This is a genomic window from Thioalkalivibrio sp. AKL17, assembly GCF_000377885.1.
Lineage (GTDB): Bacteria > Pseudomonadota > Gammaproteobacteria > Ectothiorhodospirales > Ectothiorhodospiraceae > Thioalkalivibrio > Thioalkalivibrio halophilus.
Map to the genome: position 1 here is coordinate 51,165 of NZ_KB898767.1, position 16,174 is coordinate 67,338.

Sequence of the window (16,174 nt, forward strand, 5' to 3'; positions counted from 1 at the left end):
GCCTCCAGTGTACGGAGGCAGCCGCGGGCGTCAAAACCCCGCGCGGGGAGCGCTCAGGTCGAGTCACGCGGGCGCGGCGGCCGCAGGCGCAGGGCGTTGCCCACCACCAGCAGCGAACTGAGCGACATCCCCAGCGCGGCCAGCCACGGAGTCAGGATGCCCGCGGCGGCCACGGGCAGGGCCACGACGTTGTAGCCGATGGCCCAGATGATGTTCTGCCGAATCACGTGCCGCGTCGCCCCGGCCCGCTCGAACACGCCCGGCAGGCGGTCGAGGCGATCCGACAGCAGCACCAGGTCCGCGCGGGTGCGCGCCAGGCTGCTGCCGCCACCCATGGCCAGGGATACGTCGGCCCCGGCCAGCACGGGGGCATCGTTGACCCCCTCGCCCGCCATCAGCACGCACTCGCCACGTGCCTGACGTTCGCGCACATGGGCCAGCTTGTCGTCCGGCGACAGCCCGCCGTGGGCTTCCGTGATCCCGAGCCGCTCGGCGAACCTCGCCGCCGCCTCGGGCCGGTCGCCGGTCAGCAGAATGACCCGCAGGCCACGCTCCTGCAGGGCCCGCACCGTGGCCGCGGCCTCGGCGCGCGGGGTGTCGGCAAGCCAGAAGGTCGCCACCACTCGCCCATCCACCGCCAGCCACACCGGTGAGGCCAGGGGGTCGGGCGTGGTGTTCGGACCGGTCGGCGGCGCGGCGGGCATCAGTGACGCTCCGCCGACGGCGACGTGATGCCCGTCGATCGTTCCGGTCAGGCCTTCGCCGGGGTGATTTTCGACCCCGGCCGCGACCGGCTGCCCGCCCGCCTCGGCGACCAGCGCGCGCGCCAGGGGGTGTTCGGAATGCCGCTCCAGGGCCGCGGCCCACGCCAGCGCACGCTCGGGATCGAATGCCGGGTCATGGACCTCGGTCGCCACCCGCCGGGGCCGGCCGTCGGTGAGCGTGCCCGTCTTGTCCAGACACACGGTGGTGACGCGTGGCAGGACCTCCAGCGCAGAGCCCCGGGTCAGCAGAACGCCGTCGCGCGTCAGCGTCCCCGTGGTCGCGGTGAGCGCCACCGGCGTCGCCAGGGCGAGGGCGCACGGGCAGGTCGCGACCAGCATGGCGACCATCACCCACAGGGCCCGGGACGGGTCGATCAGGAAATACCAGACAAGCCCGGCCAGCAGCGTGAGGATCAGCACCGCGGCGACGAACCACCCGGTACCGGCCTCGGCCATGCGCGCGACCCGGGGCTTTTCGGTCTGCGCCCGATCCAGCAGCCGCTGGATCGCCGCCAGGGTGGTCTCCGCTCCGACCCGGCGCACCTCCACCACCAGCGGGCTCTCGACGTTCACCGTGCCTCCGACGACGTCGGTACCGGCACTCGCCGGGCGCGGCTCGGGTTCCCCGGTCAGCAGGGCCCGGTTCACCGTCGATCGCCCGTCCACCACCACGCCATCCGCAGGCACGGATTCACCCGGGCGTACCTGCACCCGATCGCCGGGCTCGAGCTCCGCCACGGGCACCGACTCGGTTTCGCCATTGTCGGTGACCCGGCGTGCGATCGCCGGGACCAGACGGTCCATGCGATCCACCGCTTCGCTCGCATGCTGGCGCGCCGTCAGCTCGAGGTAACGCGAGGTCAGCAGGAAAAAGACGAACATCACCACCGACTCGAAATAGACATGCTCGCCGGTGCCGGAGAACACCGCCCACAGGCTGGCCAGGTAGGTCGCGATGATGGCGATGCTGACCGGTACGTCCATACCCAGTTGTCGGTGCCGCAGGTCCCGCCACGCGCTCTGATAGAACGGAATCGCGGAGTACAGCACCACCGGTGTGGCGAAGATCGCGGCCACCAGGCGCATGAAATCGATGATCGACTCGTGCTGCGGATCTCCCTCCCCCAGCCACAGGGCCACGGCGAGCATCATGACCTGCATCATGCCGAGGGCAGCAACCCCCAGGCGACGCAGGGCGAGCCCGCGCTCGCGGGCCAGCGCCTGCTCGCGCGTGCCGGGGTCGTAGGGATGGGCTCGATAACCGATGTCCCGGATCGCACGCAGGATATCGGACAGCGCCAGACGCTCGGGGTCCCAGGTCACCCGGGCCCGATGCGTGGAGTAGTTGACGCGGAATTCCTCGACGCCGTCCAGTGCCTGGACGTGGCGCTCGTTCAGCCAGACGCAGGCCGCACAGGTGATGCCCTCGAGGATCAGCGACGCCTCGCGACGTTCACCGGAGGTGGCCTCGCGGGCCGTCACGAACTGGCGCTGAACCGCCGGGGCGTCAAACAGTTCGAGTTCGCGCAGCTCGTCGGGGACGATGCTGTCGCCCGATGCGGCCGGCGCCGCGGTGCGATGATGATAATACGACCCCAGGCCGCGCTCGATGATCGCGCCGGCAACGGCCTGGCAGCCGGGGCAGCAGGTGGGGCGACAGGCGCCCTCGAACTCCACCGGGTAGTCGGCACCAGGGGGTACCTCGAGACCGCAGTGAAAACAGTGCTCCTCCGGCGCCGCATCCGACAGCGCCGGTTCGTTCACCGCATGCTGGCTCACGACAGGGTCAGACGCATGGCCTCATCGGGACCCGCGTCCTCAGCCCGAGTGACCGTGAACGCGCGTGTTCGCCTGCTGTTCGACCTGCGCCCCGTCGCGTTCGACGAAGAAGCGCAGATCCCAGCGCCCGGCCTCGGGAAGTGCCACGTCGACCTCGTAGAATCCGTCACCCCGTTCGCGCATGGCGAAGGGCTGATCCTTGCGATGGTCGGCGAGCCAGAGGAAGGTACCCGAGACCTCGGCCCCTTCCAGAGGCTGGCCCTCGGCGTCGCGGACCTCGACCCGCAGCGTCTCGGTCTCCCCCTTGCGGGGCTCTCCCAGCCAGCCCTGCCGGATCTCCCAGCCGCGCGAAGCCTGTTGCTCCAGTTCGCTCATGCGATGCACCGCCAGCGCCTGGTCGCGATCCTCGAAGCCGTCGACCAGCCCCGGAAACGCCGAGGTCACGCGCTCCACGGGGGCGTCCGGCTCGGGCAGCAGGGTACCGATGAAACGGTCCGGCATGCCGTTGTGCGCGAGGGTAATCAGCACCGCCTGAACCGTTGCAATGATGGTGAAGAACCCGACGATCACCATCGGCGCCCAGTGCAGACGCCCCACGTGGGCCTTGCCGGCGGCCGCCTCGGCCTCCTTCTGGCTGAACACGATCCCGAGCCCGTAGGGCACGATCACGTACAGCGCCAGATGGATGGCGAAGACATCCGCCCCCTGCCAGGTAAGGATGGAAGCCGGGATGAACACGAACAGCATGACCGCCACCACGACCGCAGCCGCGTGATAGGCGCGCAGGCGCGTGAAGCGGTAGATCAGGAAGAACAGCAGCGCCAGGGCGGCACTGCCCAGGCCAAGGGTAATAACCAGGTTGCTCATGATGCCTTCAACGTCCACGGGGACGGGGTTGCGTCCGGTGTTTGCGAACCCCGGCACATCCGTTTGCCGGGGTAGAGGTCCGCCCTCCGGTCAGCGCGCGTAGCTGAACTGGGAGCCGATGGTGTAGGGGTCGATCCGACCCTGACGATCCGTAATCACGAAGTCGAACGGGATCCGGGATCCGGAAGCATCCGCCGGAACATCGTAGCGCACTCGCGCCAGCACCGTCAGGCGTTCGCCCGGCTCCAGGCGGATGTCCGACACCTGCCCCAGATCCAGCGTGGCACCGTCCAGGCCATCGATCCCCAGTTCAAAGTCGAGCACTTCCTGACTCGTATTGTTCAGGCGGATTTCGTAGGAGTTCTGGATCTGGCCGTCCGACATCTGTACGTAGAGGGGCTGGCGCACCTGATTCACGTTGGCATCCATCGGCGGACGATCCAGGATGCTCGCCACCAGGGCCCCCAGGATGACCAGCATCACCGCCCCGTAACCCACGGTCTTCAGCCGGATCGGGTGCGTCTTGCCACCTTCCAGCTCGCGTTCGGAGGTGTAGCGGATCAGGCCGCGGGGCCAGCCCTGCTTGTCCATGATCGTGTCGCAGGCATCCACGCACAGCGCGCAGTGGATGCACTGATACTGGAGTCCGTCCCGGATGTCGATCCCGGTGGGACACACCTGCACGCAATAGCCGCAATCAATGCAGTCGCCGACACCCGCCGCCTGGCGCTCCTCGCGCGTCTGGAACCCCTTGACCGGCTTCGCCCGCCCTGCCGAACCTTCGCCGCGGTTCTCGTCGTAGGACACAATCATGGTGTCCTTGTCGAACATCACGCTCTGGAACCGCGCGTACGGGCAGATAAAGGTGCAGACCTGTTCGCGTGCCAGCCCCGCTGCCGTGTAGGTGGTGGCCGTGAGGATGCCCGCCGTCACATAGGCTGCAAACACGGCCTCGCCGACGAAGAACTGCTGCACGATGGTGGGCGCGTCACCCCAGTAGAGGACGAACCCCAGTCCGGTGGCAAACGCAACCAGCAGCCACGAGGCGTGCGTCGCGGTGTATTTGAGGATCTTTTCGCCATTCCATGGCTGCTTCGACAGCCGGATCCGCGCGGGCCGCTCACCCTGGATCTTCCGCTCCAGGAACATGTACACGTCGGTCCACAGCGTCTGGAAACAGAAATAGCCGCAGAACACGCGACCGGCCAGACCGGTCACGAAGAAGAGCGTGACGGCAGCGAGCATCAGGAAGCCGGCGAGCCAGAAGATATCCTGGGGATACACCACGAGATCGAACAGGAAGAACTGGCGACCCGGGATATCGAAGAGGATGGCCTGATTCGGGCCGTACTCACGCTCCCAGCGGATCCACGGAAGCAGGAAATAAACGCTGTAGGCGACGAGCAGGATACCGGTCTTGAGGTTGCGGAACCGCCCTTTAACCGAACGCGGATGGATCGGGATACGGGCTTCGTACATCGGCTGCTGTTCCGCCATCAATGCCTCCCGGGGAACGGCCCCGGATCAGGGACGCCGCAGGTCCGGTGTCCCATGGGATTTGAATCATTAACAGCTAATACGGGTGCGAGGTCAAGAACCTCGCACCCTTGCGGTCGAATAGCGACGCGGAAGAAGCAGCGGGCTTACGGCTGCCCGCCACCGAGGGAGTGCACGTAGGCCGTCAGGATCTTGATCTCTTCATCCGACAGCCGATCCGCGAAGGCCGGCATCTCGCGCTGGGCACCGTTGCCGATGAAACGCGCGACCTGACGCTGACGCTCCCCATCGTCGGCGGCACCGTGGACGTCCACCAGACCCCAGATGTCATTGGTCAGGTTGGGCGCACCCTGGGATTCGAGCCCCTCGCCGCCGGTACCGTGGCACTGGAAGCAGCCGCCGTCAGTGCCGGTGAAGATCCGCTCGCCCGCCTCGACCGCGGCCGGATCCATGTCGTAGCCGTTCATCGACAGGACGAAAGCGGAGACGTTCTCCAGCTGCTGGTCCGAAAGGATGCCCCGATAACCGGGCATGTAGCCCAGGCGTCCCTGAACCAGGGTTTCTTCGATCTGCTCCACCGTGCCGCCCCACTTCCAGTGGTCGTTCCGCAGGTTGGGATACTGGCCGATCACGCCGGCACCGCCCACCTGATGGCAGGCCGCGCACCACGTGCCGAAGGAACCCTGGGCGTAGGCGTTCACGAAGCTCATCGCGTCCGCGTCCTGCAGGATTTCGGCGTACTCCATGCCCGCAACCTGTTCCAGCATGTTGCGCTGGCGCACGGCGTATTCACCGGTCTGCATGTCCCGGTAGAACAGCGCACGGGTGTTCCAGTGCGTGGTGACCTCCTCGCCGTCCTGCTCGTAGGTCACCGAAGCCAGCCCCTTGGTGAAGGTGTCGCCGATGGGCCAGGCCGGGTAGAGGACCCAGTAGACCAGGGCGAACACGACCGTGGCGTAAAAGCCCCACAGCCACCAGCGCGGCAGCGGATTGTTGTATTCGGCGAGGTCCTGGTCCCAGACGTGACCGGTGGTTTCCACCTCACCCTTACCCGGTTTGCGATTGTCCTGTGTGCTCATTGCTCGTCACTCTCGGTTTTGTCACGCCGGGACGTCGTCGGCTCCCGATGTGAATCATCATCATCCAGAGGAATGTAGCGATACGTCTCGAATTTCCGTGCACGCCGGGGGTTGGCGAACAGATAGATCACCACCCCGACGAACGTGCTCATGAACAGGATCAGGGCCAGGGTCTTGCTGTTGCCCATGTCCTGGATCCATTCCCACAAATTCAGCATGACGGAATCGAGCTCCCTGACGGCTTACCGGAATTCGGCAAAGTGACCGTCATCGTATTCACTGAAATCGACCATGGTTCCCAGAACCTGCATGTAGGCAACGATGGCGTCCATTTCGGTAATGGTGGCGCTGTTGCCGTCAAAGTTCTCGGCCTGGGCCTGTTCGATCAGGTTTTCCTCCGCCCGGTTGATGTCGAACATGCGGGCGTGTTCTTCGCCGTACTTCTCGACGTTACGCTCGTACTCCTCTTCCGTAAGGGAGTAAGGAACGCCCACGCGCTTCAGGGCAATCATCCGGTCCTCGAGATCGGACATGTCCAGAGGCGTCTCCGCCAGCCACGGGTAACCCGGCATGATGGATTCCGGCACCAGCGACTGCGGGTCGATCAGGTGCTGGACCTGCCACTCGTTGGAGTACTTGCCGCCCACCCGGGCAAGGTCCGGACCGGTCCGCTTGGAACCCCACTGGAACGGGTAGTCGTACTGCGACTCGGCCGCCAGCGAGTAATTGCCGTAACGCAGCATCTCGTCACGGAAGGGCCGCACCATCTGCGAATGGCAGGCGTAGCAGCCTTCCCGGATGTAGATGTCACGTCCCCGCTGTTCCAGCGGGGTATAGGGCCGGACGCCATCCACCTCTTCGACGGTATCGTCGATGTAGAACAGCGGGACGATCTCGACCAGGCCGCCGACACTGATGACGGCCAGAGTCAGAACGATCAGGAGTCCGGCGTTAGTCTCTACGCTTTCGTGCTTCATGATTCCTCTTCTCCCCTGATCAGGCCGTGCGGGCTTCGGCTTCGATGGCTTCCTGACGGGCACGGGCTTCCGCCTTGATGCCCGAGCGGACCGTCATGAAGATGTTGAACGCCATGATCACCATGCCCAGGAGGAACAGACCGCCGCCGATGGCACGCACCACATACGGCTGATGCAGGAACACCACGGACTCGGTGAAGGTATAGGCCAGGTTCCCGTACTGGTCGAAGGCGCGCAGCATCAGGCCCTGACCGATACCGGCCACCCACATCGCGGTGATGTAGAGCACGATGCCGACAGTGGCGAGGAAGAAGTGCACGTACACCAGCTTCAGGCTGAAGAGGTTCACGTTCCACAGGCGCGGGATCAGGTGATAGAGCGAACCGAAGCTGATCATCGCCACCCACCCCAGGGCACCGGAGTGCACGTGGCCCACCGTCCAGTCGGTGTAGTGGGACAGCGCATTCACGCTCTTCAGCGACATCATCGGACCTTCGAAGGTCGACATGCCGTAGAACGCCAGTGCGGTGATCAGGAACAGCATGATCGGGTCGGTGCGCAGTTTGTCCCAGGCGCCCGACAGGGTCATGATCCCGTTGATCATGCCGCCCCAGGACGGCAGCAGCAGCAGGATGGAGAAGGTCGCCGCCAGGGTCGAAACCCAGTCCGGCAGGGCCGTCCAGTGCAGGTGGTGCGCACCCACCCACATGTACAGGAAGATCAGCGCCCAGAAGTGGATGATCGACAGCTTGTACGAGTAGATCGGACGACCGGCCTGCTTCGGTACGAAGTAGTACATCATCCCGAGGAAAGCCGCGGTCAGGAAGAAGCCCACCGCGTTATGGCCGTACCACCACTGACGCATCGCGTCCTGCACGCCGGAGAACATCGGGTAGGACTGCGGGTTGAACAGGCCCACCGGCACTTCGATGTTATTGAAGATGTGCAGCAACGCGGTCGCGAGGATGAACGACATGAAGAACCAGTTCGCCACATAGATGTGCGGCTGGTTGCGGCGCAGCAGGGTCATGGTGAAGACCAGGAAGTACACCACCCAGGTCACCAGGATGATCAGGTCGATCTGCCAGTTGAACTCGGCGTATTCGCGACCCTGCGTAATCCCGGCCATGTAGCTGATCACGCCCAGAATGAGGGCGAGGTTCCAGCCATAGAACGTGAAGCTGGCCAGGGAGTCGTTCCAGAGGCGCGTATGACAGGTGCGCTGAACGACGTAATAGGAGGTGGCGAACAGGGCATTACCCCCGAAGCCGAAGATCACCGCCGTGGTGTGCACCGGACGGAAGCGCCCGAAGGTGATCTGCGCGATGTCGAAGTTCAGGAACGGCCACGCGAGCTGCGAGGCAATCCAGACCCCGGCGGCCATGCCGAACACGCCCCAGAGGACGGCGGCAACCGCGAACTTCTTGACGATCGCGTAGTTGTACTGCTCGGTTGAAGCGACTGACGCTGCGGGTGCGGCACCCGCGGTAGTGGCTGCTTGTGACATGACTTTTCCACCTTGCTGCGGGGAACACGAAGGTCCCGATGGATCGGGGGCTCAGAACTCTACCCCATTACCGGTCGACAAAAAAAACCAAGACCACCCCCTGCAGTCGGACATTCGTTCGAGAGCAGGGGAACTTTCTGGCCGCTGAAGGATACACCGGCGGATACCCCTGACGCGAGAGTGCACCGAGTGATTCCACTCGGTGTTGAGGCAAATCACGCACCCGCGATTTTGTCGCGGGATTTTCGGGGGAGTGCGAGCGGCAGGCGTCAGGAGACCGGCCGAATCGGGATGGTGCGGCCTTCCGGCGCACGCGGCGGGGGCGCGTCCGGCACCCAGGCGTGCCCGTACACCACCTCCCAGGTAGCCGGCAGACGGCCTTCCACGCCGAATCGCTCGGCGTAGGCTTCGGCCACGGCCACCAGGCGCCGCGGCCCCATCAGCCCGCGGCCGCGCCCCGACAGGGCATTGCGGACACCCACGCCTCGCAGATCCCGCACCAGGCGGGTCAGATCGGGGTAGGTCAGCGTCAGGCTTTCCTGGTCCATCACCGGGTCGGCGAAGCCTGCGCGTACCAGGGCATCGCCGATGTCATGCATATCGATGAAGGCATTCACGTGGGCGGCCGCGCCGCCGTCCACCGCGGCGAACGCCTCACGCAGCTCGCTCAGGGTGGCCGGGCCGAAGGTGGTGAACATCCACAGGCCACCGGGCGCCAGGATCCGGCGGACCTCGGCAAACGCGCGATCCAGACTGCTGCACCACTGCAGTGCGGCGCTGGAGATCGCCAGATCCTGCGAGGCGTCGGCCAGCGGCAGGGCCTCCATGTCGGCACACAGCACCCGCGGGCGCCGCAGCCAGCGCCCGCGCCGGCGGGCTCGCTGCAGCATGGCCGGCGCGAAGTCGACCCCGGTCAGGCGGGCGCTGCGGTAACGGCGGGCCAGGTCGTCGAACGATTCGCCGATCCCGCAGCCCAGATCGATCACGCGTTCCGGCTGCATGCGGATCAGGTCCAGGCGTTCGAGCAGGCGCCCCTGAACCTCGCGCTGCACTGCCGCGTGCGTTTCGTAGTCGGCAGCGGCGCGGGCAAAGCCTTCACGCACCCGTGCCTTGTCGAGTTCGAAGCCGGAAGGGTCGATGTCGCTCATGCGGGGATCTCCGCCAGCGTTGCATGGATGAATTCGGCGACCGTATCGGGCGCCGCCAGCGGCAGGGCGTGCGGACCGGGCACCCGCCGGATGCGCGCCCCGGGCACCCGGGTCGCCAGATGCCGTTCCAGACCCGGCGGGATCAGGGCGTCGTCTTCGGCCAGCAGCGCGGCCAGCGGCGACCCGGCGCCCAGATCGCCACGCCGGTCCGCGTCACGCAGCGCGGCGAGCCCCGCCGCCAGGGCCTCGGGTCGCGCCGCCGCCGCTTCCAGCCCGCCGCGCAGGGAACGCGCGAGCGCGGCGGGCTCCTGCGCGCCCCGCGCGCACAGCGCAGCAAACTGGCGGCGCAGGCGCCCGGTGTCGCTGCCGAGCAGGCGGGCAAAGCCCTCCAGCTCGCGGGGATCCATTGCCTCCGGCCAGTCCGCCGCGCACACGAAGCGCGGACTCCCCGCCACCAGGATGCGTCCCCGCGCGTCTGCTCCCCGGATGGCCAGCGCGGGCAGTGCGCCCAGCGACCAGCCGGCCCACACGGGACTCTCGAGATCGTCGGGCAACCCCGCCACCAGCTGCGCGGCGACGGCATCCGGATCGGCCAGCTCGTCACCGCCGCCGGCGGCGCCATGGCCGGGCAGGTCCGGGGCATGGATCCTCCCCGCGTACCCCCGCGCCCGCAGCGCACGGATCACGGGCTCCCAGACAGCGCCCGAGAATCCCCAGCCATGCAGCAGAACCAGCGCGGGGGCGCTGCCGTCGCTCACGAGCGCCCCCTGCCCCGGCCACGCCCCGTTGCGTATGATGGGCCCGCATTCGCCAACCGGAACCGCTCCACCATGCTCAGCGCCATTGCCATCGTCCTCGCCTATCTGCTCGGGTCCGTATCCAGCGCGATCCTGGTCAGCCATGCGCTGCGGCTGCCCGACCCGCGCACCAGCGGCTCGCGCAACCCCGGGGCCACCAACGTGCTGCGTACCGGCGGACGCACGGCGGCCCTGATCACCCTGCTGGGCGACGTGGCCAAAGGCTGGCTGCCGGTATTCATCGTCCTGCAGTGGACGGACCTGCCGGGCTGGGCCGCGGGTGCCGTCGGCCTGGCGGCCTTCCTCGGCCACGTCCTGCCAGTGTACTACCGCTTTCAGGGCGGCAAGGGTGTCGCCACCGCGCTGGGCGTCCTGCTGGCGCTGAACCCGCTGGTCGCCCTGCTGAGCGCGCTGACCTGGCTGGCGGTCGCTGCGATCTGGCGCTATTCCTCGCTGGCGGCGCTGGTGGCCGCCGGCGCGGCGCCGCTGTACCTGGCCTTCGCCCCGGGCGAGCCGGATTTCTGGATCGTCACGCTGGTCGCGGTGATGGCCCTGATCCTGTTCATCCGCCATGACGAAAACATCCGGCGGCTTATGCGCGGCGAGGAATCCCGCATCGGCGAGAAGAAAAAGCCCGCCTCCGGGGAAGACGACGCCGGAGGAGACGGCTCCGCGTAGCGCGGCTGCGGCACGGCTTCAGGCGGTCAGCTCCGCCAGCGGCCAGCGCGCCCGGGCATGGATGACCGGAGCGCCGGCGTCGTCCACCGCGTCGGCGGCGCGCCCGGTCTGCAGCCGGCGCAGGCCGGCCAGCGCGATCATCGCCCCGTTGTCGGTGCAGAATTCCGCCCGCGGGAAATGCACCGGCACGCCGCTCTCGCGCGCCATCCGTTCCAGACCCGCGCGCAGGGTCGCGTTCGCGGCCACCCCGCCGGCCACCACCAGCGCCGGCGCACGGCTCTGCTTCAGCGCACGCCGGGTCTTCTCCACCAGGGTCTCGCTGACCGCCTCCTCGAACGCCCGCGCGACATCCGCCGGGGCGTGTCCGCCCTTGCGCACGGCCGTCAGCACCGCGGTTTTCAGCCCGGAGAAGCTCATGTCCAGACCGGGGCGGTCGAGCATCGGCCGCGGCAGGCGCAGCGCATCCGCCTGTCCGTCGGCCGCCAGCCGCGCCAGCGCCGGCCCGCCCGGATAGCCCAGACCCAGGAGCTTGGCGGTCTTGTCAAAGGCCTCGCCGGCGGCATCATCGATGCTCTCGCCCAGCAGCTCGTAGTCGCCCAGGGCTCGCGCGTGGATCAGCTGGGTGTGCCCGCCGGACACCAGCAGCACCAGAAACGGGAAATCGAACTCGCCCTCCAGCATCGGCGCCAGCAGATGCCCCTCGAGGTGATGCACCGGCAGGGCCGGGACTCCCCAGCCCCAGGCGAGCGAACGCGCCACTGCGGCACCGGTGAGCAGCGCGCCCAGCAGCCCCGGCCCGCCGGTGTAGGCGATGGCATCCAGATCTTCCCCGCGCATGCCCGCCTCGTCCAGCACTGCGCGCACCAGCGGCAGCAGGCGCCGGACATGGTCGCGCGAGGCCAGCTCGGGCACCACGCCGCCGTAGACCGCGTGCAGATCGGTCTGGCTGTAGAGCCGGTGCGCGAGCAGCCCCTCGCGCTCGCTGATCAGCGCCACGCCGGTCTCGTCGCAGGAGGTTTCGATGCCGAGTACGTTCATCCGGGAATCATGCCCCGCGGCGCCCCGGCGGGAAAGTGCCCGCACCGCCCCCGTGTCTCCATCACAGGCGCCCCCGGCGGTCGGGAAGGCCGGCCCGCGGCAGCGACGGGCAGTCGCGGGTCAGGACCATCACCTGAAAGCGCTCGCCCATCTCCCCCGGCAGCGTGAGCATGCGCACCGCCTGCGCCGCGCGCAGGGTGGTCTCGGCGTCACTGGCGTCGCCCACCCGCGCATCGAAGCGCGCGGGAAGGCCGGCCGCCAGCAGGAACTCGCCCTGCGCGGCGTACACCGCGACCTCCAGCCCGGCGGCATCCGCGGCCTCCGCGACCGCGGTAAAATCCACGCTGGCGGTCAGATCCATCAGCCCCGGCTGCGCCAGCGGATCCAGCACCATCTGCTGACGGTGGTAACCCACCAGCGTCCCCTGATGCCGCTCCGGGGCATAGAAGGCGTCGCGCGGGAAGCCGTAGTCGACGATCACCACCGCGCCGCGCTCCAGATGCTCCGCCGCGGCCGCGACCCAGGCGTTCTGGGCCGGACGCCACTCCGAGGTGTAACCCTCGGGCCACGGCCCGCAGCGCGCGTGCAGCTCATACACCGCGCTGCGCAGCGGCTCCGGCGCCGGGCGTTCGGCCAGCACCAGGGTGCCCTCGTCCTCGTCCTCGGACACGCCCATCTGCCCCACCGCCCCGTCACGCCAGCGGAACAGCTCCACCGGCAGGGCATCCAGCACCTCGTTGGCCAGCACCACGCCGCGCCAGGGCTCGCCCGGCAGGGCATCCAGCCAGGTCACCCGCGCGAAGTCTTCCGCCGGCAGCACCGCCTGCAGATACTCGCGCTGGCGCTCGCGCAGATCCGGACTGACCTCCAGGATCCAGTAGCCCGCCCACGGCACTCCCGCCTCGCGCAGGGTCGCCAGCACGTCGCCTGCCAGCCGCCCGGTGCCACCACCGAACTCGAGGATCACCCCCTCACCGTCCAGGTCCTGCTGCAGCACGGGCGCCAGCCATGCCGCCAGGGTCTCGCCGAACAACGGCGAGATCTCCGGCGCGGTCACGAAATCCCCGCCCGCACCCAGCTTGTGCGCCCCGTTCACGTAATATCCCAGACCCGGCGCATAAAGCGCCCGGTCCATATATTCGACGAAGGGCAGGAACCCTCCGGCCTCGCGGATGCTCTGTTGCAGGGAGCCCACCAGGCGGGCGGAAAGGGCCGCACCCGGATCCCCGGAGTCGCTGCTGGATCCTGTGCTAGATTCTGCCGGCGGCATTGGTCATTCGTTCCATGCAGGGAGTTGGCAGTGGCAGAGAGTGCCCCAGGCAAGGATTCACCGAAACCCCCGGAGCACGGCGGCGAACGCCGCGTGGTCCTGATCACCGGTGGCGCGCGGCGCATCGGCGCGGCCATCGCGCGCGAACTGCACGCCGCCGGACTGGACGTCATCGTGCACTGTCGGCGCTCGCGCGCCGATGCCGAAGCGCTGACCGACGAACTGAACGCCCGGCGTCCCGACAGTGCCCGGCCGCTGCAGGCCGACCTGCTCGACCCGCAGGCCCCTGAGGCCCTGGCCCGGGAAGCGCATGACTGGCGCGGCCGGCTGGACTTTCTGGTCAACAACGCCTCCACCTTCTACCCCACGCCGGTGGGCGAGATCACCATGGCGCAATGGGACGACCTGATGGGCTCCAACGTGCGCGCTCCGCTGTTCCTGACCCAGGCCTGCACCCCCGCCCTGCGGGCGAGCAGCGGCGCGGTGGTGAACATCGTCGACATCCACGCCCTGCGACCGCTGAGCGGCTATCCGGTGTATTCGGCGGCCAAGGCCGGGCTGCATGCCCTGACCCAGTCGCTGGCACGCGAGCTGGGTCCGGAGGTGCGCGTCAACGGCGTGGCACCGGGGGCCATCCTCACTCCCGAAGACCCGGCCAACGTCGCCCCCCACGAGGCAATGGTGGAGCGCACGGCCCTCAAGCGGCCCGGCGAGCCGGCGGATATCGCCCGCACCGTGCGCTTCCTGCTGCTGGAATCCCCCTACATCACCGGCCAGGTGATCCCGGTGGATGGCGGCCGCTCGGCCTCGCAATGACACCGGAACGCGTTAGACTGGAAGAACCGAAACCCGGAGACCGCAGGCATGCTTGACCCGAAACATTTCGATGACCTCGCCCGACGCATTACCGAAAGCCTGCCGGAATCGGTGCGCAGCGTGCAGGAAGACGTCCACCGCCAGGTGCGCAGCTCGCTGCAGGCCGGGCTGGAGCGCATGGATGTGGTGACCCGCGAGGACTTCGACGTCCAGGTCGCCCTGCTGGAGCGCACCCGCGAGCGCCTCGCCGAACTGGAGGCCCGGGTGGAAGCCCTCGAGCAGGCCGCCCGGCCGCAGGACACCGATTCCGACAACTGATCGCCGCATGTGGCGCCGCCCGCGGCCGCGCCATCACCAACCAGTTGCCGCCGGGCCCGGAACGCCCGGCCCGAACAGGGAGAGGCAGGGATGCCCATCGCCATTGTTACCGCGCGCGCGACCGACGGGATCCGCGCACCGGCCGTCACCATCGAGACCCACCTGGCCAACGGCCTGCCGGCCTTCCAGATCGTCGGCCTGCCCGAGGCCGCGGTGCGCGAAAGCCGCGACCGCGTGCGCGCGGCCATCCAGACCGCAGGCTTCGAGTTTCCGCGTCGGCGCATCACCGTCAACCTGGCGCCCGCCGACCTGCCCAAGGAGGGCGGGCGCTTCGATCTGGGGATTGCACTGGGGATCCTGGCGGCCAGTGAACAGGTCCCGCAGAGCGCCCTGGATACCCGCGAATTCCTCGGCGAACTGAGCCTCGACGGGCACATCCGTCCGGTGGGCGGCGCCCTGCCGGCCGGACTGGCCGCCGGCGAGGCGGGGCACCAGCTGGTCCTGAACCCCGATGACGGTCGCGAGGCCGCCCTGACCGGGCGTGCCGACATCGTCACCGCGCGCCACCTGGGCGAGGTCTGCGCGGCCCTCAACGGGGGCCCCGCCCTGCCCGCCGCCGAACCTCCGGCGGCGTGTCCGCCGGCCTACCCCGACCTGGCCGACGTACGCGGCCAGCATCGCGCACGCCGCGCGCTGGAGATCGCCGCCGCCGGCGGGCATCACCTGCTGATGGTCGGACCGCCGGGCAGCGGCAAGTCCATGCTCGCCGCCCGCATGCCCGGGCTCCTGCCGCCCATGGATGACGCCGAAGCCCTGGAAACCGCCGCGATCCACAGCCTGCGCGGCACCCGGCACCTGCACGAGGACTGGCGCAGCCGCCCGTTCCGCCAGCCGCACCACACAGCCTCGGGCGTGGCCCTGGTGGGGGGCGGCGGGACGCCCCGCCCGGGAGAGATCTCGCTGGCCCACAATGGAGTGCTGTTCCTGGACGAGCTGACCGAGTTCGACCGGCGAGTGCTGGACGTGCTGCGCGAGCCCCTGGAGACCGGCGTCATCCACATCTCCCGCGCCGCCCACCAGGCCGAATTCCCGGCGCATTTCCAGCTGGTCGGCGCCATGAATCCCTGCCCGCAGGGCTTCGATTGTGACCTGGGGAACGCGTGCCAGTGCACCCCGGAGCAGCGCGGGCGCCATCGCAAGCGGCTGTCGGCGCCGCTGCTGGACCGGATCGACCTCGCGATCGACGTACCGCGCATTCCGCCGGCGGAACTCGGCCGCGACACCCCCGACCCGGACGCCGAGGACAGCACCACGGTTGCCCGCCGCGTAGCCGCGGCGCGCCGGCTCCAGCTGGAACGCCAGGGCTGTCTGAACCGGATGCTGGAAGGCCGTGCCCTGCAGCAGCACGCCAGCCTGCCCGAGGAAGAACGGGCGCTGCTGGATGCCGCCGCGGAACGTTTTCGCCTGTCGGCCCGGGCCTACCACCGGATCCTGCGCGTCGCCCGCAGCCTCGCCGACCTGGCCGGGGCACCGACGATCGGCCGCGCCCAGCTGACCGAGGCCCTCAGCTTCCGCGCCCTGGACCACTGGCGCGTGGAGTAGACACAAAAAAGCCCCGCCACGACGCGTTCGTGGCGGG

The 16,174-nt window shown here is 68.5% G+C and carries 15 protein-coding genes; 4 read left to right on the forward strand and 11 right to left on the reverse strand.

The genetic code is table 11. The features are described 5' to 3' along the window. Positions 1–53: 53 nt before the first annotated feature. From D577_RS0108520 to D577_RS0108560, 9 genes are all read right to left on the reverse strand, one after another. On the reverse strand, positions 54–2,543 hold the full coding sequence (locus tag D577_RS0108520) for a heavy metal translocating P-type ATPase (protein ID WP_018947079.1): 2,490 nt from the start codon (positions 2,541–2,543) through the stop codon (positions 54–56). Between the two features lie 39 nt (positions 2,544–2,582). Further along, the gene (locus D577_RS0108525) at positions 2,583–3,410 is read right to left on the reverse strand and encodes a FixH family protein (RefSeq protein WP_024329219.1); all 828 of its coding nucleotides are present in this window, start codon (positions 3,408–3,410) and stop codon (positions 2,583–2,585) included. Positions 3,411–3,500: 90 nt separating this feature from the next. After that, the gene (ccoG, locus tag D577_RS0108530; protein ID WP_018947081.1) at positions 3,501–4,907 is read right to left on the reverse strand and encodes a cytochrome c oxidase accessory protein CcoG; all 1,407 of its coding nucleotides are present in this window, start codon (positions 4,905–4,907) and stop codon (positions 3,501–3,503) included. A 146-nt stretch (positions 4,908–5,053) separates the two neighbouring features. Then, positions 5,054–5,986 (reverse strand): cytochrome-c oxidase, cbb3-type subunit III, encoded by a 933-nt coding sequence (ccoP, locus tag D577_RS0108535; RefSeq protein ID WP_018947082.1) that lies wholly within the window; start codon positions 5,984–5,986, stop codon positions 5,054–5,056. After that, entirely contained in the window at positions 5,983–6,204 is a 222-nt protein-coding gene (locus tag D577_RS0108540) for a cbb3-type cytochrome c oxidase subunit 3 (protein ID WP_018947083.1), read from the reverse strand. Before D577_RS0108540 ends, ccoP begins: the two co-directional genes overlap by 4 nt. A 24-nt stretch (positions 6,205–6,228) precedes the next feature. Further along, positions 6,229–6,963 (reverse strand): cytochrome-c oxidase, cbb3-type subunit II, encoded by a 735-nt coding sequence (ccoO, locus tag D577_RS0108545; RefSeq protein WP_018947084.1) that lies wholly within the window; start codon positions 6,961–6,963, stop codon positions 6,229–6,231. A 19-nt stretch (positions 6,964–6,982) separates the two neighbouring features. Beyond that, positions 6,983–8,470 carry a cytochrome-c oxidase, cbb3-type subunit I gene (ccoN, locus tag D577_RS0108550; RefSeq protein ID WP_018947085.1) on the reverse strand — a complete coding sequence of 496 codons (1,488 nt, stop codon included), beginning with the start codon at positions 8,468–8,470 and terminating at the stop codon, positions 6,983–6,985. 269 nt (positions 8,471–8,739) lie between these two features. Continuing rightward, entirely contained in the window at positions 8,740–9,618 is an 879-nt protein-coding gene (gene bioC, locus D577_RS0108555; RefSeq protein WP_018947086.1) for a malonyl-ACP O-methyltransferase BioC, read from the reverse strand. Next, positions 9,615–10,376, reverse strand: coding sequence for an alpha/beta fold hydrolase (locus D577_RS0108560; protein ID WP_018947087.1), 762 nt, complete (start codon positions 10,374–10,376; stop codon positions 9,615–9,617). Before D577_RS0108560 ends, bioC begins: the two co-directional genes overlap by 4 nt. Positions 10,377–10,448: 72 nt before the next feature. Here D577_RS0108560 and plsY point away from each other — a divergent pair, with 72 nt between their 5' ends. After that, positions 10,449–11,093, forward strand: a complete 645-nt coding sequence (gene plsY, locus D577_RS0108565; RefSeq protein WP_018947088.1) for a glycerol-3-phosphate 1-O-acyltransferase PlsY — start codon at positions 10,449–10,451, stop codon at positions 11,091–11,093. A gap of 18 nt (positions 11,094–11,111) precedes the next feature. On the opposite strand, the gene tsaD is transcribed toward plsY, so the two are convergent. Further along, a complete protein-coding gene (gene tsaD / locus D577_RS0108570) occupies positions 11,112–12,131 on the reverse strand; it encodes a tRNA (adenosine(37)-N6)-threonylcarbamoyltransferase complex transferase subunit TsaD (RefSeq protein WP_018947089.1) in 1,020 nt (339 codons plus the stop codon). A gap of 61 nt (positions 12,132–12,192) precedes the next feature. Next, positions 12,193–13,401, reverse strand: coding sequence for a class I SAM-dependent methyltransferase (locus D577_RS0108575; protein ID WP_026288988.1), 1,209 nt, complete (start codon positions 13,399–13,401; stop codon positions 12,193–12,195). 93 nt (positions 13,402–13,494) lie between these two features. On the opposite strand from D577_RS0108575, the gene D577_RS0108580 reads away from it, so the two are divergent. From D577_RS0108580 to D577_RS0108590, 3 genes are all read left to right on the forward strand, one after another. Beyond that, positions 13,495–14,217 carry a pteridine reductase gene (locus D577_RS0108580; RefSeq protein ID WP_038036225.1) on the forward strand — a complete coding sequence of 241 codons (723 nt, stop codon included), beginning with the start codon at positions 13,495–13,497 and terminating at the stop codon, positions 14,215–14,217. 48 nt (positions 14,218–14,265) lie between these two features. Then, on the forward strand, positions 14,266–14,535 hold the full coding sequence (locus D577_RS0108585) for an accessory factor UbiK family protein (RefSeq protein WP_018869073.1): 270 nt from the start codon (positions 14,266–14,268) through the stop codon (positions 14,533–14,535). Positions 14,536–14,625: 90 nt separating this feature from the next. Then, positions 14,626–16,137, forward strand: coding sequence for a YifB family Mg chelatase-like AAA ATPase (locus D577_RS0108590; protein ID WP_018947092.1), 1,512 nt, complete (start codon positions 14,626–14,628; stop codon positions 16,135–16,137). Positions 16,138–16,174: the final 37 nt, after the last annotated feature.

Coding starts and splice junctions, on each gene's coding strand:
- bioC (WP_018947086.1), bottom strand. CDS start 9,618: ATGAGCGACATCGACCCTTCCGGCTTCGAACTCGACAAGGCACGGGTG.
- D577_RS0108590 (WP_018947092.1), top strand. CDS start 14,626: ATGCCCATCGCCATTGTTACCGCGCGCGCGACCGACGGGATCCGCGCA.
- ccoG (WP_018947081.1), bottom strand. CDS start 4,907: ATGGCGGAACAGCAGCCGATGTACGAAGCCCGTATCCCGATCCATCCG.
- ccoP (WP_018947082.1), bottom strand. CDS start 5,986: ATGAGCACACAGGACAATCGCAAACCGGGTAAGGGTGAGGTGGAAACC.
- D577_RS0108585 (WP_018869073.1), top strand. CDS start 14,266: ATGCTTGACCCGAAACATTTCGATGACCTCGCCCGACGCATTACCGAA.
- tsaD (WP_018947089.1), bottom strand. CDS start 12,131: ATGAACGTACTCGGCATCGAAACCTCCTGCGACGAGACCGGCGTGGCG.
- ccoN (WP_018947085.1), bottom strand. CDS start 8,470: ATGTCACAAGCAGCCACTACCGCGGGTGCCGCACCCGCAGCGTCAGTC.
- plsY (WP_018947088.1), top strand. CDS start 10,449: ATGCTCAGCGCCATTGCCATCGTCCTCGCCTATCTGCTCGGGTCCGTA.
- D577_RS0108575 (WP_026288988.1), bottom strand. CDS start 13,401: ATGCCGCCGGCAGAATCTAGCACAGGATCCAGCAGCGACTCCGGGGAT.
- D577_RS0108525 (WP_024329219.1), bottom strand. CDS start 3,410: ATGAGCAACCTGGTTATTACCCTTGGCCTGGGCAGTGCCGCCCTGGCG.
- ccoO (WP_018947084.1), bottom strand. CDS start 6,963: ATGAAGCACGAAAGCGTAGAGACTAACGCCGGACTCCTGATCGTTCTG.
- D577_RS0108540 (WP_018947083.1), bottom strand. CDS start 6,204: ATGCTGAATTTGTGGGAATGGATCCAGGACATGGGCAACAGCAAGACC.